Below are 20,444 nucleotides of genomic sequence, written 5' to 3'. Positions count from 1 at the left end.
CTCTGCCACTCAATCATGGCGCTGTCCATCCAGCCTCTTTCTCACCTCAGCGCGTTCGGAGACACCTCATTGAGCAGCCCATTGATCCATCCCGTCGATGAAATCCTCCCCCTGCGCCAACTGGTCACCTTCGGCCTGCAACACGTGCTGGTGATGTATGCCGGCGCCGTGGCCGTGCCGTTGATTCTAGGCAGCGCACTGGGGCTGACCTCAGCGCAGATCGTGCTGTTGATCAACGCCAACCTCCTGACCTCCGGCCTGGCCACGCTGGTGCAAACACTGGGCTTCTGGAAGTTCGGCGCACGCCTGCCATTGATTCAGGGATGCTCCTTCATCGCCTTGGCGCCCATGATCATGATCGGCAAAACGTTCGGCCTCAATCAGGTCTTTGGCGCCGTCATCGTTTCCGGTGCCGCTACTATTGCCCTGGCCCCGGTGTTCAGCCGCTTGTTGCGCTTTTTTCCACCCGTGGTCATCGGCAGCCTGATCACCATCATTGGCATCTCGTTGATGCCCGCCGCCGCGATCTGGTTGGGGGGCGGTAATCCGGCCGACACCGATTTTGGCGACTCAGCCAACCTGTTACTGGGCCTGGCCACGGTGGCCGTGACCCTGGTGGTCTACGCCACCTGCGCAGGTTTTGTCGGCAACCTCAGCGTGCTGATAGGCCTGTTCGCCGGCAGCCTGATCGCCGCCGCCTGCGGCATGACTCACTTCAGCCGGGTCAGTGAAGCCGCCTGGTTCGACATCAGCGCACCGATGGCCTTGGGTGTACCGGAGTTCTCTCTGGTCCCCGGCATGATCATGATGCTGGCCATGCTGGTGATCATGGCGGAGACCACCGGCAACTGCCTGGCGATTGGAAAGCTGACGGGTAGGCCCACCACCCGGCAAACCTTGGGTAACGCGTTTCGCGCCGACGGGCTATCGACCCTGCTGGGCGGCTTGTTCAACAGTTTCCCCTATAACGCCTATACGCAGAACACTGGCCTGATCGCGCTTTCAAATATCAAGAGCCGCTTCGTGGTGGCTGCCGCAGGCGTGATCATGGTGGTGATGGGGCTTTTCCCCAAGCTCGGGGCCTTGATCGCCGCTGTACCCACCCCCGTCCTGGGCGGCTGCGCCGTGGTGATGTTCGGCATGACCACTGTGGCCGGTATTCAGGAACTGTCCCGGGTGCGATTCGAGGGCACGCGCAACAGTATCATCGTGGCGGTGTCGATCAGCATTGGCGTGCTGCCGATGTCCTTCCCAGCCCTGTTCGACCACGCCAATGGCACCCTCAAGTTGGTGCTGCAAAGCGGCATCTTTCTCGGCGCGGTCAGCGCTATCGTGTTGAACGTACTGCTCAACCCCAAAGACAAAGCAATCGCGCCCGCGTCCCCTGAAGCGGCCGAGCTGGCCGACTGAGTGTCCATATTTTTTTTACTGCCAAGGAGTTCACCCATGAATCACGCCCCCTCACTCAGTCCGGCTGGCACCACCGACCTGGACCTTGAATTGCTGCGCCGTGCGATTGCCCTGTCCGCCCTCTCCAGACAGAACGGCCGCCATCCCTTCGCCGCCCTGGTCGCCGACCGCAACGGCAACGTGATTGCCGAAGCCGGCAACAACTCCATGCCGCCGCTGGGTGACCCTACGCAACACGCCGAGCTGGTCGCAGTGGCCAATGCCGCCAAGCACGTGAGCGCCGAAACATTGGCGGCCTGCACGCTCTACACCAGTGCCGAACCCTGCTGCATGTGCGCAGGTGCAGTGTATTGGACGGGCATTGGCCGGGTCGTGTACGCGCTGTCCGAGCATGCCCTGCTTGGCCTCACGGGCGACCATCCTGAGAACCCTACGTTTTCATTGCCCTGCCGCGAGGTGTTCGCCCGCGGCCAGCGTCAGGTCAGCGTGTTGGGGCCGATGCTGGAAACCGAGGCAGCGTTGCCACACAAAGGTTTTTGGTCATGAGTATCGCCTCTCACTCAGCCCGCGCAGTCAGACGTCGCGCGTCAGCAGTTGTGCGACCGCCCTCAGCGCAAGTGGGTAACCGGCCGCGCCCAGCCCACACACTACAGCGTTTACAACGCCTGACATGATCGAGTGACGATGGAGTTCATCACGGGCATGGATGTTCGACAAATGCAGCTCGATCAAGGGCGCCTGGATCAGCTTCAGCGCATCAAGTACCGCAATGGAATGAAATGAAAAGCCCGCCGGGTTGATGATGACCGCTGCTTGCTGTTCAAACGCCTCCTGCAGCCAATCCACCATCACGCCTTCGTGGTTGGTTTGCCGGAACTCGCATTGCAGATCCAGCTCGGCTGCTGTAGCCAAACTGGCTGCTCGAATTTCGTCGAGTGTCGTGTAGCCATAGATATGTGGCTCCCGACGCCCCAGCAGGTTCAGGTTCGGGCCGTTCAGGATAAAGACTGTGCGATTCATGGTTGTCCGCCAAGTTGCTTGGAAAGAAGTACGTTAGATGCGGTGTCCTGGCTGGCCCCATCGGTCACGTGATTCAGGTCGATCCCGCGCGTTTCAGGCCCGATCACGATCATGGCCAGCGACACCAGATTGATCACGGCGCATAGCGATACCAGTGGCCAAGGCGAATTGCCCGATTGGCTCATCAGCCAGACAGCGATCATGGGCATTGGCCCGCCGACGAGCAGATTGGCGCCGGTGTAGGCCAATGCCGAGCCGGAGTAGCGGACTTGAGTAGGAAAGGCTTCCGCGAACGCAACGGGCTGGATACCGCTCTGGAACTGAGTGAAGCCCAGGAACAGCCCCATGATTGCCATGATCGACGCGATGTTCTGCGTGTTCAAAATGGGGAAATAGACCGTCAGGATCAGCAGCGTCATGCATGATCCAAATGCGAGCGCTTTCTTGCGTCCCCAACGATCGGACAGGTAACCGCCCGCGAGCGCTCCCACGATGGCACAGATGTTGGCCACCATCAGCGACATGAACCCCATGGACTGGGTGAGTCCCAGGTGTTTAGTCAGGTAGCTGAGGGAGAAAATCACGATCAGGTAGAACAGCGCGGCCGGCGAGCAAAAGAACAGCATCAGCCTGACGATGGTTTTCCAGTGACTGCCCAACGCGGCTTTCAGAGGGCTGCGCACCTTCTCTTTCGCTGTGTTTTTCAGTGCGACGAAAGCGGGGGTTTCATCGACCTTCAGGCGTATGAAGATGGCGACTACCACCAAGACAAAGCTCAGTAGAAAAGGGATACGCCAGCCAAAGCTTTCGAACTGCTCAGCACTGAGGATTGCGGCCAGCGCCATCAAGACCGCGTTCGCGAGGATCTGACTCAATGGAGAGCATAAGCCCAGCAGTCCCGAATAACGACCACGGCGGTCGGGAGAAGCATGTTCCAGCGCCATCAGCTGCGCGCCTGTCGACTCCCCTCCCAGAGCGAAGCCCTGGATGATGCGCAGCAGCACCAACAGTACTGGCGCCCAGACGCCGACCTGGCTGTACGTTGGGAGCAGGCCCATCAGCACGGAGGCCAGCCCCATCATCGTCACGGTCGCCAGCATCAAGTTGCGTCGCCCCAACTTGTCTCCCAAGTAACCGCAGGTTATCGCGCCTAACGGCCGTGCCGCCAAGCCGACGCCGAAGGTCGCGAGAGAGGCAAGCAGGCCAGCGGTGGGTTCCATGGCAGGGAAAAAAAGCTTGGGGAGAACGGTCGCTGACACCGCGCCGTACAGCGTGAAATCGAACCACTCGAGCGCTGTGCCGATGGTTGCTGCCGTGACGGCTCGACGCGACATGCTGGGATCAGAAGGTGTACTACGTTGTGTGCTCATAGTCGTGCTCATCGTTGTTGTTATAGGAGCCAGCCCGGGATGAAATGGGTTGCTTGCTGCCAAGTACACGCAGTGAGTAGACATTAGCGCAGAGCGCTTGCAGAATAATTATCAAAAACTGAACATTTCAATAAGCCTGCCTTATGAGTTAGACCATGGAACTTCGTCATCTAAAAGCCTTTGTCGTCGCGGCGCAGCTCCAGCATTTCAGTCAGGCTGCTGAACAATTGGGCATTGCCCAGCCAGCCCTGAGCCAGCTCATCAGGTCACTGGAGAAAGAGCTAGGGTTGTCGCTATTTCGACGGGAGAATCGGGGCGTGGTATTGACTGCCGCCGGCATGGCATTCGTCCCTCACGCACAGCAATCCATCGCGTCCAGCGAGCTGGCGATTGCCGCCGCTCGCCGCGCCCGGCGCGGAGAGGTCGGCGAAATCAGTATTGGCTATCACTCGGCGCTTTTCGAACACAACCTCCCGCAACTGCTCCGGCACTACTTCACCACGTTCCCCGACATCAAAGTTTCACTCGTCGACGCCGGCATTCGCGCACAATTTGAGATGTTGCTGGAGCACAAAATTGATCTGGCATTCGCGCGTGTTTTCAAAGACCACCTGCCTGATCGACTGCGTACCCACCACTTCAGTCAATCGCGCCTGGTGTTATTGATCCCGGACAACAACCCACTGGCCACACGCTTCAAGGGTGACCTGACGATCCTGCGAGGGGAGAAATTCGTTTTCCTGCAAGATCCCACGGGTATCGGCTTGACCTCACACACGCTTCAAGCATGTCGACTGAACCAGCTGCATCCCGACAACATTTTCTACGTTCCCTCATTGATGAGCATTCCTGGTCTAGTGGCTGCGGGGATTGGCGTCAGTATCGTCCCTGAGCCCTTGGCGCGGTTGACTATGCCCGGCGTGCACCTTTTCGCTCTGGATATGCCGGAAATGGTGAGCGAACTGTCTCTGATTTCCAGGATTGATGAGCGCTCGAGTGCTGTGCTGCATTTCATTGAACAAGCGCAGGCGTGGGGATAGTGGCGTCGGTCGCCGTCGAAGTCGGCTTACAAGAATGAGCTACGAGGCGGTCGCCACGTGTGCTGGCAGTTTTCGACAAGGGGTATTTCAGGCTATTGTGGCAAAATATTTGTTGTTCCATCCCCCCTCTAGCGCAAAAGGAAACTCATGATTTATCAATGCAATGGATGCAACCGCACTACGTTCGAAACGGCCTGCCCTTGGTGTAATAACTCTCAGATATCGCCTCCGGCAGAGGTGCGTGTCCAGCACCTGACGCCGCTCGACCCTTCTTATTACCCTGACTTTCAGTACCAGTCCAAAGGGCTCATCAAGGATTTCCTGGGAAAAAAGAAAGAGCAGGCACAGCTCACTGACCTTCTCAACAGTGTGCTGCGTAAGTATTCGCAGCTCAGGCAACCCTATTTCACGAACTTTATCCACACGACTCGTGAAACGGCGTCTGGGGCCAGCGACATTGGCGTGCCGGGCCCAAGGCTGGATGGTGCGTACACGGAGAGAGAACTGTTCCGTGAGGTGCTTATTCGCAAGGGCTTCGATGAGCTTGAGGGGCTTCCATCTCTGCTCGACAAGTTGCTCTTGACCACCGCTTTCAACTCGAGCTACTTGGGCTTTTCAAGGGAGCTCAGTCGACATATCAGGCCTGATCTAACGCAGACCCTTCGCTCTTGGATCGACGAAGCTGGAACCACGTTCAGATCTGATCTGGCGCTCTTTTACTATTACCTTTGGGAAAACGACATCTCTTATCCAAGTGTTCAGTTCAACCCGCAAGCGAACGCTAATGCTGGTACGCCGTTAATGCTGCTACCGGCATTCCGCAGCGGCCTCAGCCTGTGCGAAAGCATCTACTTCGATATCCTGGTTGAGCGGCTCGGGAGCCAGCTGGAGCACTTCAATCCAAACCGATTCATCACCATGTACCTGGTCGATGCGATGGATGGCTTCCAGTTCGAAGCGTTCTTGGTTGAGATATTCCAGACCATTGGCTTCGACGTAAAAGAGACCAAGAAAACCGCTGACCAAGGTGCTGACCTGTTCGTGAGTCGGTTTGGTAAAAACATGGTCATCCAGGCAAAGAACTATACGGGCGCCGTGGGGAACGCTGCCGTACAGCAAGCCATCTCAGCAAAGGCGTTCTATGGCTGTGATGAAGCCATGGTCGTCACCAATTCGTACTACACGAAATCAGCCAAAGAATTGGCCACAACTGCGGGCGTAAGGCTAATTGATCGGGAAGGTCTCCAGAGCTACCTGGACGACTACAACCAGAAGCTGATCGAGGTGTTCCAGGCGGAAGCTGAAGAGGAACATGCCGTCTGAACCTTCTAGGTTGCTGCAAGGCCAACGATGGGAGGCCTGTGTGCGGTTTTTCAATACAGACGGCATGCCTCTAAGGATAAGAGATTGTTTTACGAAACGAGCATACCGACCGCAGAGGTATACCTTGCTTTCACAAAGTCCACATCACCCGCCCTCCCCCTGTCTATAGCATGCCCATGAGCTAATCACACCGCACTGCCAGCGCTGCCCGGCAGCACTCCGGATTAGCTCTCGGAGGCTTCCCCCACCTTACACTGGAGAGGCAGCTAACTTCGAAGTTTCCGATGCCTCTCCGTGCTAAGGAAGAATAAATAAATGGATACTTATGGCATTGAAAACTACGGCGAAAGACTGCAATTCGCATACACCCTTCGTGGCATTCCCAAGCTCTACGCACTGTCGAACCGAGTTGGCGTGACGGAAAGTGCCTTGAGCCGATGGTTCAGGTCGGAGCCCATCAGCATGGCAAACTTCGCCAAACTGTGCGTTGCCTTAAACGTCAATGCCGATTGGCTCCTGTTCGGCCGAGGGCACTACACGCTCCCCGTGACGCACGAGATACCGCACCGAAGATTGCTGGCGGACGCCATCGAAAGAATGGCCGACACAGACGTTCGCAACCTCGCCAAGTTTCTTGATGAGGTTATCGCTCCCGCACCTTGAGGGCCACGCAAAATGCTGAGCGGAATCAGTGAGCGGTGCTCAATCAATTCAGCTTCACGAAGCGTCCGATGCTGATAAATTTTTAGTGGCCCAAGCAATGACGCTTGGGTGTTCGCTGGAGAACTATTATGTGCAATAAGCAATCTGCAAAAGCCGACGTGGAAGTCAAGTTCGAAAGCCAAAAGACGTTCAGTCTGTTCGGTCAGAACATCTCTACGTGCCAGGCAGCCCTGGGCGCTGGAGCGCACGTGGAAGTAACCAACAAGGACCGTCTGACTTATCGCCTGAATGTCTATGCGAAATGCGAGTGCGATGGGTTGCTCAAACTGCTCAATGTGGCAATTGACAAGTCGATAGGCAATCCCCCCGAGGGGCTTCGTGACGTTCCATTTATCATCGACCGCAAGCACGATGCTAACTGGCGCTCTCGCCAAGCCTATCTCCGCCAGGGCCTGGGGTTTACCAGCCGCATCGTTACCTGTGCGTGGCCGGCCCTGGCGCCTCTGAAAGCGGGTAACGTGCTGCGTGCAGGTGCATCGACGACCACTGAAGCCACGGCCATCGACTCGCAGTTGGTTTATGCGATGGAGGACGCAACCCCGGAGCAGGTCACTGCCTATTCTCACCTGAACCTCTATGCGCAAGCCGCGGCTCGCGCCGTCCTGAAGAGCAAAGGCGTGGACATTACCAAGACGGACTATCTGCAGACGAAGGATTGGTTCGATGCTGTGGTCTACCAGCTAACCGACTTGGGGTTCACCGTGAAGTCAGCCAGTGGCGGTCAAGTGCGGCAGGACGTTTCGTCGGGCGATGTGGACATTGGCAGCTTGCTGACCACTGTCGTCGGTACCTATCTAGGGGCCGCCGAACTTGAAAGCTTCAAGCAGCTTGCCACCCTTCTCTCCAAGGATCCCAGCGATGCTGGAACCCATGATTTCATGACATTCTGGTGGAACAAGGCCAGTACCAAAGACGGTCGTACAACGGTTGCGTTTGGCCCGATCAAGAACGATCAAGGAATGGCATCGGTAACCGTTGTCTATCTGGTGTTGGATGTCGAATTCACCGACTGGCACTCGTTATTCATCAACTACCACCATGAGGGAGTATTGATCCACAGCGCCGCCATCACCCTGGATCTGGATATGCAGGTCTACGCTAAGAATGAAGCGGCGATCTTCGACGCCATTTCCGGCGCTATCGCAAACCATATCAAGACTCAGGAGCTAAGTTTCGACTGATAACCGACTGATGCGGGCTCCAGCACCTGGTTTACCTGCTGGGGCACCGCTCTCTGATTTATCCATCAAAAAGCGTCATGCCTCATTCGAATTCCCCGCCAGACGTCATATGCATTGGCCGCTTCCCCACCCGACTCGTACAGTAAAGCCATTTCCGCCCCGAGCCGCCCCCGATGATCCGCCAACTCTGCACCACCCTCACCCTATCCCTCACCCTCCTCACCCACCCGGCCCACGCAGTCACGGCCCCCGACGTCATCCGCATCGGCGCCCCTGATCTCACCACCACTGCCAAACCCTACGCGCCCGGCCTCCTGGGCATCGCCCACGACCGCCAGCAACTGGAACAGGCATTCGCCACCCAAGGCATCAAGATTGAATGGCATTTCTTCCGCGGCGCCGGCCCAGCCATCAACGAGGCATTCGCCAACGGCCAGCTGGACTTCGCCTTCCTCGGCGACCTGGCTGCCATCATCGGCCGTGCCAGTGGCCTGGACACCCGGGTGCTGTTGGCGACGCGTGGGACTAACCTGTTCCTGGCCAGCACGCCCCAGGCCGGGATTCGTCGCATCGAGGACCTGAAAGGCAAGCGCATCGCGCTGTACCGTGGCACCGCCGACCAGTTGTCACTGGGCCGGGCGCTGGCCAGCGTGGGCCTGAGCGAGCGTGATCTGAAGGTGATCAACCTGGACTGGACGGCCGCAAACGCGGCGTTGCTGGCCGGGCAGATCGACGCCACCTGGTCCAATTACAACCTGCTGACCTTACGCGCCAAGGGCATCGAGGTGCCGGTCAGCACCAAGACACTGCCGTTGACGGCCACCACCCAGGCGACGCTGGTGGGCAGCGGTGCGTTCTTGCAGCACTACCCCGCGGCCACGCAGACGCTGGTCAATGCACTGGTGAACGATGCGGCCTGGGTGCAGCAGCCCGAGCATTACGAGCAGTACCTGGTGGCCCAGGAGCACGCCAGCGGTATTCCCGCTGCGCTGGCCCGGGAAGAAAGCGCCGGGGCGAACTTGAATTTTCGCTTTTCGCCGCGTCTGGACCCGTTCATTCGCGCCAGTTTGAATGACAGCGTCGAGCAGGCCGCACAGCTGAAGTTGATCCGCCGTACCTTTGATGTGCAGGCCTGGTTCGCGCCGGCGTTCGTGGATCAGGCCTTGCGTGACCTGAAGCTAGAGACGACGTGGCCCGCCTATGGCCCGCTGGGCCAGGCTATAGCGCAACCTGGCTCATGATGGGGTAGACCGGGGCACCGGCCAGCTCGTCGGGCAGGGTGTCGTCGGCGTCCAGCAGGGCGTCGATCATGCACCGGGCGGTCTCCGACAGGGGCTGCTCGGAAAGCTGCACGATGCCCAGGCAGGCACCGCCGTCTTGGAACAACGGCGGTTCGTCGTGACAGATAATCCGCTGAAACAGGCCACTTTGTGTCAGCGGCTCGATCATTTCCAGTGGCGCCACAGCCAGGGTGTCCGAGCCCGCTACCATCTTGGGTAGCAAGTCGTTATAGGGTGTCTCAAGGTTCAGTGCCGGCGCGTCTCGCCCCCATAAGCGCTCTAGCACCGCACGTAGCTCGAAGGGCAGCTTGGCACTGACCCTGGGGTAGGCGGCCAACTGCTGAAACGACAGGTTACCGCCGGCAAGCAACGGATGCCCGCCGCGGCAGAACACGCCAAAACGACGAAAGCGCAGCGGCCGCACCAGGTGCTGGGTACCTACCTTCATGTGCCGAAGGTCAGCTACCAGAAAACTGATGTCGCCGTCGTCCAGCAGCGCCAGCAGGTGCGATGGCTTGTCGACCTTCAGGTCTACCTCTGCCTGGGGAAAGCGCGTCACGAACGCCGCCAGCGCATCAGGCACCAGACGGGTCATGACCAAAGGCCCTGCGCCGAAGCGCAACCAGCCACTGTCGCGGTTGGGTTCATGCACGCGGATGTCGTCACGCAGCGTATTGGCGTCGTCCAGCAGGCGCGCTGCGCGCTCACGTAATGCCGTGCCCTTGGCGGTCAGCACGATGCCGCGACTGGTGCGCTCCACCAATGCACAGCCCAATTCACTCTCCAGGCCCTGGATGCTGCGGCTGAACGCCGACTGAGTGATGCACGCGCTTTCCGCGGCGCGGGTGAAATTGAGGTGGTTGGCCAACGCCAGGAAATGGCGCAACTGACGTAAATCCATGTTCAGACCTTTTACTCATGGGGCGCGATGCGATTAAGGCATTTCTCAGCGGCGCAGGGCGTTGCTACAAAGCACGCCATCGGTACCCCCTTGAAAGCGGCGGCATTATCCAGCGCTCCCTTCGTTCAGGGGAAAGACCGAAAACACATAACCTAATTCGCCATCACCGTGTCTGCTTGCCTTGATCCGCCACCACCACCCAGGACGGCCAGAAGCACTTGCCCCAAAGAGCTTGAACATGAAGCCAACCCCCCATAGCCGTCCGCTGCCGCTGCTTGCCATCGGCCTGTTTCCCTTTGCCCTGCACACCCCTATGGCCAGTGCCGCCGACGTCAGCCAGGCGGCACAGGGGGACACCGCGCTCAAACCGGTCACGGTGACCGCTACCCGTCGCGAGGCTTCCCTGCAGAAGGTGCCGGTGGCGGTGTCGGTGGTCGAGGGCGAGCAACTGGAACGGGAGAACCGCACCAATATCGCTTCCATCGTGCAAGAAGTGCCAACCCTCAACTTCCGTCCTGGTGCCTCGGCCAAGGACTCATCGCTATTCGTGCGGGGCGTGGGCACCATCTCCACATCGCCGGGCGTCGAGCCCAGCGTGGCGACGGTGATCGACGGAGTTGTATACGGCCGCCCCGGGCAGTCGACGCTGGACCTGATGGACGTGGAGCGCATCGAAGTCTTGCGCGGTCCCCAGGGCACGCTGTTCGGGCGCAATGCGTCGGCCGGGGTGCTCAATGTGGTCAGCCGCGATATTCCCGAGCAAACCCACGGTTATGTCGACTACTCCTACCTGGGCGGCAACGAGCAGCGCAGTCGGTTCAGCATCGGCGGCGCCCTGACCGATACCCTCAGGGGCTCGCTGAATACGCTGTGGGGGGATTACGGTGGTAACGTCACCAATGACTACAACGGGGACAGGGTCAACGGTTACCGCACCAAGGGCGTGCGCGGCAAACTGCAGTTCACCCCCAACGATGACCTCAAGGTAACCCTGATCGGCGACTACACCGAGGGCAGCAATACCACGCCGGCGGGCGTGGCGGTGTCGTCGAAGACCGCAGTCTTCAGCCAGAACTTCCCCGGTACCCCCAGCGCCCATAACCGCGAGGTGGACAACGACCTCAAGACCAGCGCCCAGGACACCAACAAGGGCCTGTCCGCGCAGATCGACTGGCGCCTGGGCAATTACACCCTGACATCGATCACCGCCTGGCGCGGCTGGGACAACCAGATGCAGCAGGACCAGGATGGCCTGGCCACCCTGCCCGTCACCGCCCTGCATGACACCGACCAGGTGGCCTACGACCAGTACAGCCAGGAGCTGCGCCTCGCCTCGCCTAGCGACCAGTTCCTGGAATACGTGGGCGGCGTCTACCTGTTCCACGGCAAGACCGACGAGGCCTATACCCGCACGTTGGTCGCCAACAGCGTGGTGAACAGCGCCCATGCCAATTTCAGCGCCACCAACGACAGTTATGCGGTGTTCGGCGAAAGCACGGTGCACCTCAGTGATGACTGGCGGGTAATCGCGGGCCTGCGCGCCACCCACGACACCGTGGAATACGACCACCAGCGCGTGTCATCCTCGCCCGTGACCCTGGCGTCGATGCGCCCCTCCTTCTCGGCGTCCGATGACACCAGCGCCAACGGTTACACGGGCCGCCTGGGCCTGCAGCACGACTTCAACGATGACGTCACCGGCTACGTCACTTACTCGCGGGGTTACAAGGGCCCGGCCTACAACGTCTACTTCCAGATGTACTCGGCAGACACCAAGGTACTGGACCCGGAAACCTCCAACGCTTATGAAATAGGCCTGAAAAGCACGGTGTTCAACAAGCGCTTGACCGCCAACCTGGCGCTGTTCCGGACCGATTACGATAACTATCAGGCCAACTTCTATGACCTGGTGGCCGGCTCGCCGGTGACCCGCCTGATCAACGCCGGCACGGTGCGTACCGAAGGCGCGGAGATGGACTATGCCTTCCAGGCCACCGCGCAACTGAAACTGTCCGGCGCCTTGGCCTATACCCATGCGCGCGTGGTCGACTTCGCCTGCCCCACCGGGGCCGCGGCCAGCTGCAACATCAATGGCAAGCCGTTGCCGTTCGCTCCGGACTGGAAAAGCTACGTGCGTGCTGACTACAGCATTCCCCTGGACAATGGCCTGGACGTGGAACTGGCCAGCGACTTCAACTGGCAGAGCGAAACCCAGTTCAGCCTCGACCAGAACGTCGACACCCGCCAGGGCGCCTACGGCATCTGGAACGCCAGCGTGGCCCTGGCCGACTACACCGCTGGGTGGCGGGTGTCGCTGCTGGGCAAAAACCTGGGCGACCGCTCTTACGCCACGCTGCTCACCAACGGCAGCAATGCCATCAACCGCATGGTGCCCCGGGATGACCGGCGTTACTTCGGCATCCAGGTGCGCAAGGACTTCTGATGATGAGCAGCCAAGCCCCTGTGGCGCCACAGCGCCCCAACTTCATCATCTTCGTGGCCGACCAGTTGCGGGCCGATTACCTGCCCGGCTTCAATCCGCAGACGCCGGTGCGCAGCCCGGCCCTGGATCGCCTCGCGGCCCAGGGTGTGCGCTTCGGACAGGTGTTCACCCAGCACAGCGTTTGCTCGCCGTCGCGGGTGTCGTTCCTGACCGGCCTTTACCCCCATGTGCACGGCCACCGTACCTTGCAATACCTGCTGACACCGCAAGACCCGAACTTCCTGCGCACTTTCAAGGACAATGGCTACCACGTGGTGCACGCCGGCGCCCGGGGTGACACGTTCGGTCCAGGCGCAGCGGAAGTGTCGCTGCATGAACATGGCTTCGCCGACACCGGCATCACCGACCTGCGCGACTTCATCAAGCCCAAGCCTCACGGTGAGCCCGGCAGCCTGGCCCGCGCTCATTACGAAGGCGAGCGGGACGCCACCGCGGTGGACTTCGACGAGCAAGTCATCCGCACGGCGCAGGCCTGGCTGGCCGGCGCCCCGAAAGCGCCATGGGTGCTATACATTCCCCTGCTTTCCCCGCACCCGCCGTTCGCGGCGGCCCAGCCTTGGTTTTCCCATTACCCGCGCGACGCCATGCCCCTGCCGCGCCACGGCAGCGGTGCGATGCCGGCGTTTCATCATCCGTTGGCCACACGCCATGGCTGGGACCGCCTGCGACCGTGGCAGTGGCAGGAACTGCGTGCGGTGTACGCCGGCATGGTGTCGAGGCTCGACAGCTTGATCGGCCGGGTGATGGACACCCACGCGCAACACAGTGGCGGCCGGCCTGCCTACACAGCCTTCTTTTCCGACCACGGTGAGTACCTGGGCGATTACGGGTTAGCGGAGAAATGGCCGGCAGGCGTTGAAGAGTGCCTGGTGCGCACGCCGGTGATCATCGCCGGGCCCGGCATCGCCCAAGGCGCGCAGTGCGACGCCCTGGTGGAACTGATCGACCTGTTCCCTACCCTCCTGGACCTGGCCGGTATCCGCGCGCAGCACGACCATTTCGGCCGCGCCTTTACGGCATGCCTGCGCGACCCCTCCGAGCCGCACCGTCAGGCGGTGTTCAGCGAGGGCGGTTTCCGCCGCGAGGAAGCCGCGCTGATGGAGCGCGGCGGCTATCCCTACGACCTGAAAAGCCAACTGCAACATGAGCAACCGGAAACGGTCGGCAAGGTGGTGGCCTTGCGCACCCGTGAGTGGACGTACGTGTGGCGGCTGTACGAGCCAGCGCAGCTGTTTGACCGGCTCAACGATCCCCACGAGAGGCATAATCTTGCCGACGAGCCCGGCTATGTCCACGTTCAGCAGCAGCTGATGGCGCGTGTCTTGAGGTGGTTGGTGGAAACCGCGGATGTTATCGACCCCGGGCAGCAGCAACGGTTTGTGGCTGTTGAGCTACCGCGTCCCGGTCATGGTTCATTACCAAGAAGCCACGCGACTTGATCAACGCGTATTCGCAGCATGGGCCCAGCGTGGTACCGGGCGTAGGACGGGGATATATACACGGCACAACGAGGTATTTGTTTGGTCACAATGAATGGCAGCTTGTCGAAATGGCTTGTCTGGTCAACGCTGCATCATATTAAAGGCGCCAAGGAGTTGGTGGATGCGCTGATTGCAGTGAAATGACAGGCCAGCTCCCATCGCCGAGGCTACCAATATGGACGTTCAAACTCGCCCCGCAACAGCCAACGATGCAGCCGCAATCAGCCGGGTGGTGATTGCGGCGTTGCGTGGGTCGAATTCACGGGATTACCCCCCGGACGTTATCGCCCAGGTTGAACGTAGCTTTGCACCTGAAGCCGTCAGTGTGCTGATCGGTAAGCGTCACGTCCTGGTAGCCGTGCAAGGCGAACACATTGTCGGCACCGCCAGCCTCGACGGTGACGTGGTCAGAAGTGTCTTCGTTGATCCGGCGTACCAAGGTAACGGAATCGGTCGGCAGTTGATGGGCGCCATTCATGCCACTGCCGCCAGGATGGGTGTTGACACGTTACGGCTGCCGTCGTCGATTACGGCGCAGCCGTTTTACGCTGCTTTGGGGTACCGAAAAATCCGCGACGAGTTTCACGGGGCTGAGCGCACGATCATCATGCAACGACGGCTTGACGGGTAGCCGCCTGAGGTCTCAAGGCCCCAACAGCTCGTGGGTAGCGTCTGCAAGGGCAAGATTGCCTATTGCACACCTCCGCCCGCCTACTCGACTTCCTCCACCACGCCCTGATCCTCCCCCAGGAACCCGCCACTCTGATGCTGCCACAACCGCGCATAGGTCCCATTCTTCGCCAGCAAATCCGCATGGGTGCCCTGCTCAATGATCTGCCCTTCATCCATCACGATCAGGCGGTCCATCGCCGCGATCGTGGACAGCCGATGCGCGATGGCGATCACGGTCTTGCCCTGCATCATCTCGTCCAGGCTTTCCTGGATCGCCACTTCAACTTCGGAGTCCAGGGCGCTGGTCGCCTCGTCCAGTAACAGGATGGGCGCGTTCTTGAGCATCACCCGGGCGATGGCGATGCGTTGCCGCTGGCCGCCCGACAGCTTGATGCCCCGTTCCCCCACCAGCGTGTCGTAGCCCGAGTGGCCGTCACGGTCGCTCAGTTGGTTGATGAAGCCATCCGCCTGAGCGTTGGCTGCTGCCCGGCGGATCTGCGCATCGGTGGCGTCAGGCCGGCCGTAGGCGATGTTGTCGCGAATGGAGCGGTGCAGCAGCGAGGTGTCCTGGGTCACCATGCCGACCGCGCTGCGCAGACTGTCCTGGGTGACCTCGGCGATGTTCTGCCCGTCGATGCGAATGACGCCACTGTCCACGTCGTAAAACCGCAGCAGCAGATTGATCAAGGTGGATTTACCGGCGCCTGAGCGGCCGACCAGGCCGACTTTTTCACCGGCGCGGATGTGCAGGTTCAGCCCGTTGAGCACCTGGCGTTCGCCGTTGTAGTTGAAGCTCACATCATCGAAGGTAACCGCGCCGCCGGAGGTGATCAAAGTGCTGGCATCCGGTGCATCCTGCACTTTCGGGCCGCGGGTCAGGGTGCCCATGCCGTCCTGGACGGTACCGATGTTCTCGAACAGCGACGTCATCTGCCACATGATCCAGTGCGACATGCCATTGATACGCAGGGCCATGGCAGTGATCGCAGCCACGGCGCCGGTGCCGACCTGGCCCTGGTGCCACAACCACAAGGCATACCCGCCCGCACCGAGGATGAGGGCGACGACCAGCGCCTGGTTGACGATTTCGAACTGGCTGACCAGGCGCATCTGGCGAAAGCCCGTGTGCTTGAAGTCTTCCATCGCCGCGCGGGCGAATTGGGCTTCACGCTTGGAGTGGGAAAACAGCTTCACCGTGGTGATGTTGGTATAGGCGTCCGAGATACGGCCGGTCATGGACGAGCGCGCGTGGGCCTGTTCCTGGCCGACCTTGCCCAGGCGTGGCACGAAGTACAGCATGGCCAGCCCGAAGAGCACGATCCAGGCCACGAAAGGCAGCATCAGCTTGAGGTCGAAGGCGCCAGCCAGGGCGATGATGGCGATAAAGTACACGCCGATGCCGGGGATGATTTCGATCACGGTGAACAGCACGTCGCGCACGGCGAGCGCCGTCTGCATGACCTTGGTGGTGACCCGGCCGGAAAATTCATCGGAGAAAAACGACAGGCTCTGGCGCAGCATCAGCCGGTGGAAGTCCCAGCGCAGCCGCAACGGCAGGTTGATGGCCAGCACCTGGTGCTGAACCATGGTGCGCAGGGCCACCAGGCCGACACTGGCCAGCAGCACAAGGCCAATGCCCCACAGCACGTGGCGCTCCTGCCCGGCGCCCTCACCGCCTGCCTGCCAGGTAGAGAGCAGGTCCACGACCTGCCCGAGGAAGGAAAACAGCCAGGCTTCGTACAGGGATACGCCGGCGCTGAGCAGTGCGAGTGCCAGCACGTAGCCACGGGCGCCTCGCGTGCAGGCCCACATGAAGCGCGCCAGCCCTTCGGGGGGCGGCGGCAGCTCGTCGGGAGGGAAAGGGTCGAGGCGTCGTTCGAGCACGCGAAGCATGGGGTTCTCCAAAACCATCAAGTCAGGGAGATTCTGCCATTGATTGGGGCGCATGAGGGCCAGCGCTTGGGCTTATCTACCCTGACGGCGTTCATGCATGCGGTGTGCCTGATACGGCGTGGCGTTCTTGACGCGGGCAGGTCCGCTACTACGCGTTGCGCGCAAGCCGCCTTGGCGGTGCATGCGGTGGCTTAGAGACAGTCGCCACTTCACCCCAGCAGCAGCGCGATCCCCGGCGCCAACACCACCGTCAGCACGCCACTGAAAATCATGGTCAAGCTGGCCACTGCCCCCTCTTCCGGCCCCACCGCCCGGGCAATGCTCAGCCCGAACCCATGCGCCGCTGCCCCAAACGGTGCGCCTTTGGCCACCCGCGAGCGCAGCGGTAGCAGCGCCAGGATCACCTCACCCAGCACAATCCCGAACAACCCGGTAATGATCACGAACAACCCGGTCAGCTGCGCCGTACCGCCCAGGTGCGCTGAAGCTTCCACCGCGAACGGCGTGGACACCGAACGCGCCAGCAGACTGCGGGCGATGTCGCTGTCGATATGCAGCGCCTTGACCAGCACCTCGGTGGTGGCGATGGACACCACGATCCCAGCCACACTGCCCAGGCACAGCGCCAGCCAGTATTTCTGGATGAGGTGCCGGTTCTGGTAGATCGGCAATGCGAACGCCACGGTCGCCGGGCCCAGCAGCCACACCAGCCAGTGGGCGTCCTGGAAGTACAGCGAGTACGGAGTCGACGTCACCTGCACCAGCCCGATCAGCAACAAGGACGTGACGATCGCCGGCATCAGCCACACGCGTTTGTAGCGTTTGTAAACGGCCTGGTTGGCGTAAAACAAGCCCACCGTCGCCAACAGGAACAGCAGGGAAATCAGCCAAGCCTGCATTACACCAGCTCCTGTTTGGTCAGCACGGGGCGTTTGCTGCGTTGTTGGGTGAGGCGCTGCAAGTGTCGTTTACGCGTCCAGGCGCACAACCACTCGACGGTCAAGGCCGTGGTGACCAGCACCGATGTAAAGCCGACCCCGATGGCGACCAGCAGCTTCAAGCCTTCGCTTTCGAACAGGCTGGTGTATTGCACCACTGAAACGACCAGCGGGATGAAGTACAGCAGCATGTTGGCCAACAGCAGTTCGCCGCCCTGTTCGAACAGGGCGGGTTTGACCACGCCGCTCAGCAGCAGCGCCACCAGAATCAGCAGGCCCAGGATGCCGCCGGAAATCGGCAGGTGCGCGAGCGTGGCGATGCGGTCGGCCAGCGCCCAGATCAGGACCAGGAAAAGGACCTGCCCCAGGGTTTGCAGCCCGCGCCAGGCGGCCTTCGGTTTGCTCGAAAGGATAGGGAGTGAGGTCGACATGGGGTGTTCCGGGCGTTCGATCAGGTGAAAGTGACGCCATGCTAGCCAGTTGACCTTGAAAGATATAATGAATTAACTTCATCAAAATCATGCCGATTTGGAATGCATCATGGACATCCGCGCGCTGCGCTATTACGTGGAAGTGGTCGATCAGCAAAGCTTCACGCGCGCCGCCACGCGCTTGCATGTCACTCAGCCGACGGTGAGCAAGATGGTGCAGCAACTGGAGCAGAGCTTTGGCGTCGCCCTGCTCGCCCGCGATGGCAAGCGCTTTCAGGTGACCGATGCCGGTCACGTGGTACTGCAACGGGCCCGGGAGATCATTGCGCTGCATGACACCATGAAGGTCGAGGTGCGCGACCTGCAGCAAATGGGCCGTGGGGTGCTACGCATGGGGCTGTCGCCCTTTACCCACACGGTACTGGCCCCCGTGCTGGCGGCGTACCACGCCAATCACCCGAAGATCGAGCTGAAGCTGTTCGAGATCGGCAGCAACGCCACGGTTGCAGATTTGCGCGACGGCGGCCTGGAACTGGGCACGTTGCTGGATTTTCCGCGCGTGGCGGATATCTGGACGGAGTTCGATTCATTGCCGCTGTTCGAGTCGCCGCTGTGTCTGCTGGCGCCCGCCCAATCGCCTTGGCAAGGCCGGGCGTTCGTGGAACTGCGCGAGCTGGCCGATTGCGACTTCATCTTCTATGGCGACGCTTTTGCCCTCAATGACCTGGTCACCGACGCCTGCGCCGAGGCGGGTTTTGTGCCGCGGATCAGCGGGCGCAGTGGGCAGTGGGATTTCATTGCGTCGTTGGTGGGGTTGGGCGTGGGCATCGCCTTGCTGCCGCACATGTACTGCCAGACCCTGCGGCCGGAGCAATTCACGATCGTCGAGGTACGCTCGCCGGCGTTGATCTGGAAACTGGTGTTGGCCTGGCGGCGCCATGGGCAGTTGTCGTTTGCCGCCCAGGCGTGGTTGCAACTGGCGAGAAGCCTGCTCCAGCCACCCGGTAGCAGCGGACCTGGCCGCGTCCCAGGCGCTGCGTAGTGCCTGGGACACCGGATGCGCCCCGACGCGGCCGGGTCCGCTGCTACGGGGCTCGGAGCAACCGGTGGATCTCGGACACGACCTGCAGCGTGGCGGCTTCGACCGTTCCTTCGTTGCGGCACAGCACCCAGCCGTGCTGCACAGCCGCTCGCTCGAACGCTTCAGTGCTGGCGGCATGCTCCTCGAGCTTCTGGATCACGGTACTGCCGAAGCCACGCGCACGCGCCGCTGCCCTCGCCCATGAGAGCTCGGGAGTGGTGACCACCCCGACATGCAAGTCGGGGACGCGTACCTGTCGATCCAGGTTCATTTGCAGAATCTGTGAAAACGGCACCCACCGGCGAAACGCGGCATCGGACGGGTACCAGCGGTCCATCAGGATGATACTGCCCGCAGGCTGTTTCGGCAGTACGTGGCGCGAGATCCAGCTACGGCTGTCGGCAAAGCGCTCGCACACACCCCGCTCCCTCTCGTGGCTCGGGTTTCGCGCGAGTTCGTTGACCAGGGCCATGGTTTCAGCCCTGTGAGGGTCATTGTTCCTTTCAGTCAGCCGGACCACGACCTTGTCGTCAGCCCTCAGCACCTTCGTAACGGCTTCCAGCAGCGTGGTCTTGCCGGTACCTTTCGGCCCGTCCAGGGCAATGAATAGCGCGGCACCTGTCATAGGCTTCCTTTTGGATTGACGTTTGCAACGCAAACGCCTGGCCAGGTATTGCACCAGCCAAACAGCCTGCGGGTCAATCAAAAGGCAGGCGCGGTTCCCCTGATGGACCGCGCCGTATCATTCGCCAGTGTGCTGTGCGCCAACAGTCGCTCCGCAGGCAGCTCAATGCAAGAGATCAGCCGGTACCTTGCCGCCGTTCTCAGCCAGCTTTCTCAACACGGCGCCATGCAGCCAGGTGTTCATGGCGGCCGAGTCGTCCGTGGAGCCCGTGTAATGAAGCTCGGCAGCCAACTGTTTGCGGGCGGTGAGGCTGCTGTCGATGTCCAGCAGCTTCAGCAGGTCGACGATCGAGGTCCGCCAGTTCAGCGTTTCGGTATGCTGGCTGGCCAGGGCCTCAAGCTTGGCGGCCACGTCGACCTGTGAGATCGCGGTGGGCGAAGGCGAGCCGAGCGGTGTCGTCTCAGACGGCGGAGTGCTGGGTGCGGTGGTCGGCGGTGGCGTGGTGGGTGTACTGTCGGAGTGACCGCCGATACCTAGTTTTTCGAGAATTGTGCTGAAAAAGCTCATATTAT

19 protein-coding genes are annotated in these 20,444 nt (G+C 60.8%); 11 read left to right on the top strand and 8 right to left on the bottom strand.

All coding sequences use genetic code 11. The annotated features are described in order from the left end of the window. Positions 1-69: 69 nt before the first annotated feature. Together HWQ56_RS14065 and HWQ56_RS14060 are read left to right on the top strand one after the other, a co-directional pair. Positions 70-1,410, top strand: coding sequence for a nucleobase:cation symporter-2 family protein (locus tag HWQ56_RS14065; protein WP_176570883.1), 1,341 nt, complete (start codon positions 70-72; stop codon positions 1,408-1,410). A gap of 36 nt (positions 1,411-1,446) precedes the next feature. Then, a complete protein-coding gene (locus tag HWQ56_RS14060) occupies positions 1,447-1,956 on the top strand; it encodes a nucleoside deaminase (protein WP_176570882.1) in 510 nt (169 codons plus the stop codon). Between the two features lie 27 nt (positions 1,957-1,983). Here the strand turns inward: HWQ56_RS14060 and HWQ56_RS14055 are convergent, their stop codons facing one another. Both HWQ56_RS14055 and HWQ56_RS14050 read right to left on the bottom strand, forming a co-directional pair. Then, entirely contained in the window at positions 1,984-2,430 is a 447-nt protein-coding gene (locus tag HWQ56_RS14055; protein WP_176570881.1) for a type II 3-dehydroquinate dehydratase, read from the bottom strand. Beyond that, entirely contained in the window at positions 2,427-3,800 is a 1,374-nt protein-coding gene (locus tag HWQ56_RS14050; RefSeq protein WP_176570880.1) for an MFS transporter, read from the bottom strand. The genes HWQ56_RS14055 and HWQ56_RS14050 overlap by 4 nt, the downstream gene beginning before the upstream one ends. Positions 3,801-3,955: 155 nt before the next feature. Here HWQ56_RS14050 and HWQ56_RS14045 point away from each other — a divergent pair, with 155 nt between their 5' ends. The 5 genes from HWQ56_RS14045 to HWQ56_RS14025 all read left to right on the top strand — a co-directional run bounded on the left by HWQ56_RS14045 (position 3,956) and on the right by HWQ56_RS14025 (position 9,308). Further along, the gene (locus tag HWQ56_RS14045) at positions 3,956-4,840 is read left to right on the top strand and encodes a LysR family transcriptional regulator (RefSeq protein ID WP_176570879.1); all 885 of its coding nucleotides are present in this window, start codon (positions 3,956-3,958) and stop codon (positions 4,838-4,840) included. A 147-nt stretch (positions 4,841-4,987) separates the two neighbouring features. Then, positions 4,988-6,163: a restriction endonuclease gene (locus HWQ56_RS14040; RefSeq protein ID WP_176570878.1), complete on the top strand. Its 1,176-nt coding sequence runs from the start codon at positions 4,988-4,990 to the stop codon at positions 6,161-6,163. 315 nt (positions 6,164-6,478) lie between these two features. Continuing rightward, positions 6,479-6,826, top strand: coding sequence for a helix-turn-helix domain-containing protein (locus tag HWQ56_RS14035; RefSeq protein WP_176570877.1), 348 nt, complete (start codon positions 6,479-6,481; stop codon positions 6,824-6,826). A gap of 128 nt (positions 6,827-6,954) precedes the next feature. Continuing rightward, positions 6,955-8,067: a hypothetical protein gene (locus HWQ56_RS14030; protein WP_176570876.1), complete on the top strand. Its 1,113-nt coding sequence runs from the start codon at positions 6,955-6,957 to the stop codon at positions 8,065-8,067. Positions 8,068-8,240: 173 nt separating this feature from the next. Beyond that, positions 8,241-9,308, top strand: a complete 1,068-nt coding sequence (locus HWQ56_RS14025) for an ABC transporter substrate-binding protein (protein WP_176570875.1) — start codon at positions 8,241-8,243, stop codon at positions 9,306-9,308. Here the strand turns inward: HWQ56_RS14025 and HWQ56_RS14020 are convergent. Next, positions 9,286-10,248 carry a LysR family transcriptional regulator gene (locus HWQ56_RS14020; protein ID WP_176570874.1) on the bottom strand — a complete coding sequence of 321 codons (963 nt, stop codon included), beginning with the start codon at positions 10,246-10,248 and terminating at the stop codon, positions 9,286-9,288. The two genes, HWQ56_RS14025 and HWQ56_RS14020, sit on opposite strands and share 23 nt — an antisense overlap. 238 nt (positions 10,249-10,486) lie before the next feature. Between HWQ56_RS14020 and HWQ56_RS14015 the strand changes: the two genes are divergently transcribed. From HWQ56_RS14015 to HWQ56_RS14005, 3 genes are all read left to right on the top strand, one after another. Beyond that, positions 10,487-12,691: a TonB-dependent receptor gene (locus HWQ56_RS14015; RefSeq protein ID WP_176570873.1), complete on the top strand. Its 2,205-nt coding sequence runs from the start codon at positions 10,487-10,489 to the stop codon at positions 12,689-12,691. Further along, a complete protein-coding gene (locus tag HWQ56_RS14010) occupies positions 12,691-14,190 on the top strand; it encodes a sulfatase family protein (RefSeq protein WP_209008712.1) in 1,500 nt (499 codons plus the stop codon). The genes HWQ56_RS14015 and HWQ56_RS14010 overlap by 1 nt, the downstream gene beginning before the upstream one ends. Before the next feature lie 217 nt (positions 14,191-14,407). Further along, positions 14,408-14,863: a GNAT family N-acetyltransferase gene (locus HWQ56_RS14005; RefSeq protein ID WP_176570872.1), complete on the top strand. Its 456-nt coding sequence runs from the start codon at positions 14,408-14,410 to the stop codon at positions 14,861-14,863. Positions 14,864-14,943: 80 nt separating this feature from the next. Here the strand turns inward: HWQ56_RS14005 and HWQ56_RS14000 are convergent, their stop codons facing one another. The 3 genes from HWQ56_RS14000 to HWQ56_RS13990 form a co-directional block, all read right to left on the bottom strand. Further along, the gene (locus tag HWQ56_RS14000) at positions 14,944-16,797 is read right to left on the bottom strand and encodes an ABC transporter ATP-binding protein (RefSeq protein ID WP_176570871.1); all 1,854 of its coding nucleotides are present in this window, start codon (positions 16,795-16,797) and stop codon (positions 14,944-14,946) included. A 209-nt stretch (positions 16,798-17,006) separates the two neighbouring features. After that, positions 17,007-17,696 carry an LrgB family protein gene (locus tag HWQ56_RS13995; protein ID WP_176570870.1) on the bottom strand — a complete coding sequence of 230 codons (690 nt, stop codon included), beginning with the start codon at positions 17,694-17,696 and terminating at the stop codon, positions 17,007-17,009. After that, positions 17,696-18,166, bottom strand: a complete 471-nt coding sequence (locus tag HWQ56_RS13990; RefSeq protein ID WP_176570869.1) for a CidA/LrgA family protein — start codon at positions 18,164-18,166, stop codon at positions 17,696-17,698. Before HWQ56_RS13990 ends, HWQ56_RS13995 begins: the two co-directional genes overlap by 1 nt. A 109-nt stretch (positions 18,167-18,275) precedes the next feature. Here HWQ56_RS13990 and HWQ56_RS13985 point away from each other — a divergent pair, with 109 nt between their 5' ends. After that, complete coding sequence (locus HWQ56_RS13985; protein ID WP_176570868.1) at positions 18,276-19,208, top strand: LysR family transcriptional regulator; 933 nt, start codon at positions 18,276-18,278, stop codon at positions 19,206-19,208. Positions 19,209-19,251: 43 nt separating this feature from the next. Here the strand turns inward: HWQ56_RS13985 and HWQ56_RS13980 are convergent, their stop codons facing one another. Both HWQ56_RS13980 and HWQ56_RS13975 read right to left on the bottom strand, forming a co-directional pair. Further along, positions 19,252-19,872 (bottom strand): nucleoside/nucleotide kinase family protein, encoded by a 621-nt coding sequence (locus tag HWQ56_RS13980; protein ID WP_176570867.1) that lies wholly within the window; start codon positions 19,870-19,872, stop codon positions 19,252-19,254. A gap of 162 nt (positions 19,873-20,034) precedes the next feature. Continuing rightward, positions 20,035-20,439: a DUF3597 domain-containing protein gene (locus tag HWQ56_RS13975; protein ID WP_158158612.1), complete on the bottom strand. Its 405-nt coding sequence runs from the start codon at positions 20,437-20,439 to the stop codon at positions 20,035-20,037. Positions 20,440-20,444 lie beyond the last annotated feature (5 nt).

It is taken from the genome of Pseudomonas eucalypticola (genome assembly GCF_013374995.1).
In the GTDB taxonomy this organism is placed as follows: domain Bacteria; phylum Pseudomonadota; class Gammaproteobacteria; order Pseudomonadales; family Pseudomonadaceae; genus Aquipseudomonas; species Aquipseudomonas eucalypticola.
Note: the sequence above shows the minus strand (reverse complement) of the source record. Positions and strands in the feature narration are given on the sequence as shown.

Excerpts from the sequence above, each read along its gene's own strand:
- HWQ56_RS14045 (WP_176570879.1), top strand. The coding sequence starts at position 3,956 with ATGGAACTTCGTCATCTAAAAGCCTTTGTCGTCGCGGCGCAGCTCCAG.
- HWQ56_RS14040 (WP_176570878.1), top strand. The coding sequence starts at position 4,988 with ATGATTTATCAATGCAATGGATGCAACCGCACTACGTTCGAAACGGCC.
- HWQ56_RS14020 (WP_176570874.1), bottom strand. The coding sequence starts at position 10,248 with ATGGATTTACGTCAGTTGCGCCATTTCCTGGCGTTGGCCAACCACCTC.
- HWQ56_RS14030 (WP_176570876.1), top strand. The coding sequence starts at position 6,955 with ATGTGCAATAAGCAATCTGCAAAAGCCGACGTGGAAGTCAAGTTCGAA.
- HWQ56_RS13975 (WP_158158612.1), bottom strand. The coding sequence starts at position 20,439 with ATGAGCTTTTTCAGCACAATTCTCGAAAAACTAGGTATCGGCGGTCAC.
- HWQ56_RS14000 (WP_176570871.1), bottom strand. The coding sequence starts at position 16,797 with ATGCTTCGCGTGCTCGAACGACGCCTCGACCCTTTCCCTCCCGACGAG.
- HWQ56_RS14005 (WP_176570872.1), top strand. The coding sequence starts at position 14,408 with ATGGACGTTCAAACTCGCCCCGCAACAGCCAACGATGCAGCCGCAATC.
- HWQ56_RS14025 (WP_176570875.1), top strand. The coding sequence starts at position 8,241 with ATGATCCGCCAACTCTGCACCACCCTCACCCTATCCCTCACCCTCCTC.
- HWQ56_RS14015 (WP_176570873.1), top strand. The coding sequence starts at position 10,487 with ATGAAGCCAACCCCCCATAGCCGTCCGCTGCCGCTGCTTGCCATCGGC.
- HWQ56_RS14060 (WP_176570882.1), top strand. The coding sequence starts at position 1,447 with ATGAATCACGCCCCCTCACTCAGTCCGGCTGGCACCACCGACCTGGAC.
- HWQ56_RS14010 (WP_209008712.1), top strand. The coding sequence starts at position 12,691 with ATGATGAGCAGCCAAGCCCCTGTGGCGCCACAGCGCCCCAACTTCATC.
- HWQ56_RS14035 (WP_176570877.1), top strand. The coding sequence starts at position 6,479 with ATGGATACTTATGGCATTGAAAACTACGGCGAAAGACTGCAATTCGCA.
- HWQ56_RS13985 (WP_176570868.1), top strand. The coding sequence starts at position 18,276 with ATGGACATCCGCGCGCTGCGCTATTACGTGGAAGTGGTCGATCAGCAA.
- HWQ56_RS14055 (WP_176570881.1), bottom strand. The coding sequence starts at position 2,430 with ATGAATCGCACAGTCTTTATCCTGAACGGCCCGAACCTGAACCTGCTG.
- HWQ56_RS13980 (WP_176570867.1), bottom strand. The coding sequence starts at position 19,872 with ATGACAGGTGCCGCGCTATTCATTGCCCTGGACGGGCCGAAAGGTACC.
- HWQ56_RS13995 (WP_176570870.1), bottom strand. The coding sequence starts at position 17,696 with ATGCAGGCTTGGCTGATTTCCCTGCTGTTCCTGTTGGCGACGGTGGGC.
- HWQ56_RS14050 (WP_176570880.1), bottom strand. The coding sequence starts at position 3,800 with ATGAGCACACAACGTAGTACACCTTCTGATCCCAGCATGTCGCGTCGA.
- HWQ56_RS13990 (WP_176570869.1), bottom strand. The coding sequence starts at position 18,166 with ATGTCGACCTCACTCCCTATCCTTTCGAGCAAACCGAAGGCCGCCTGG.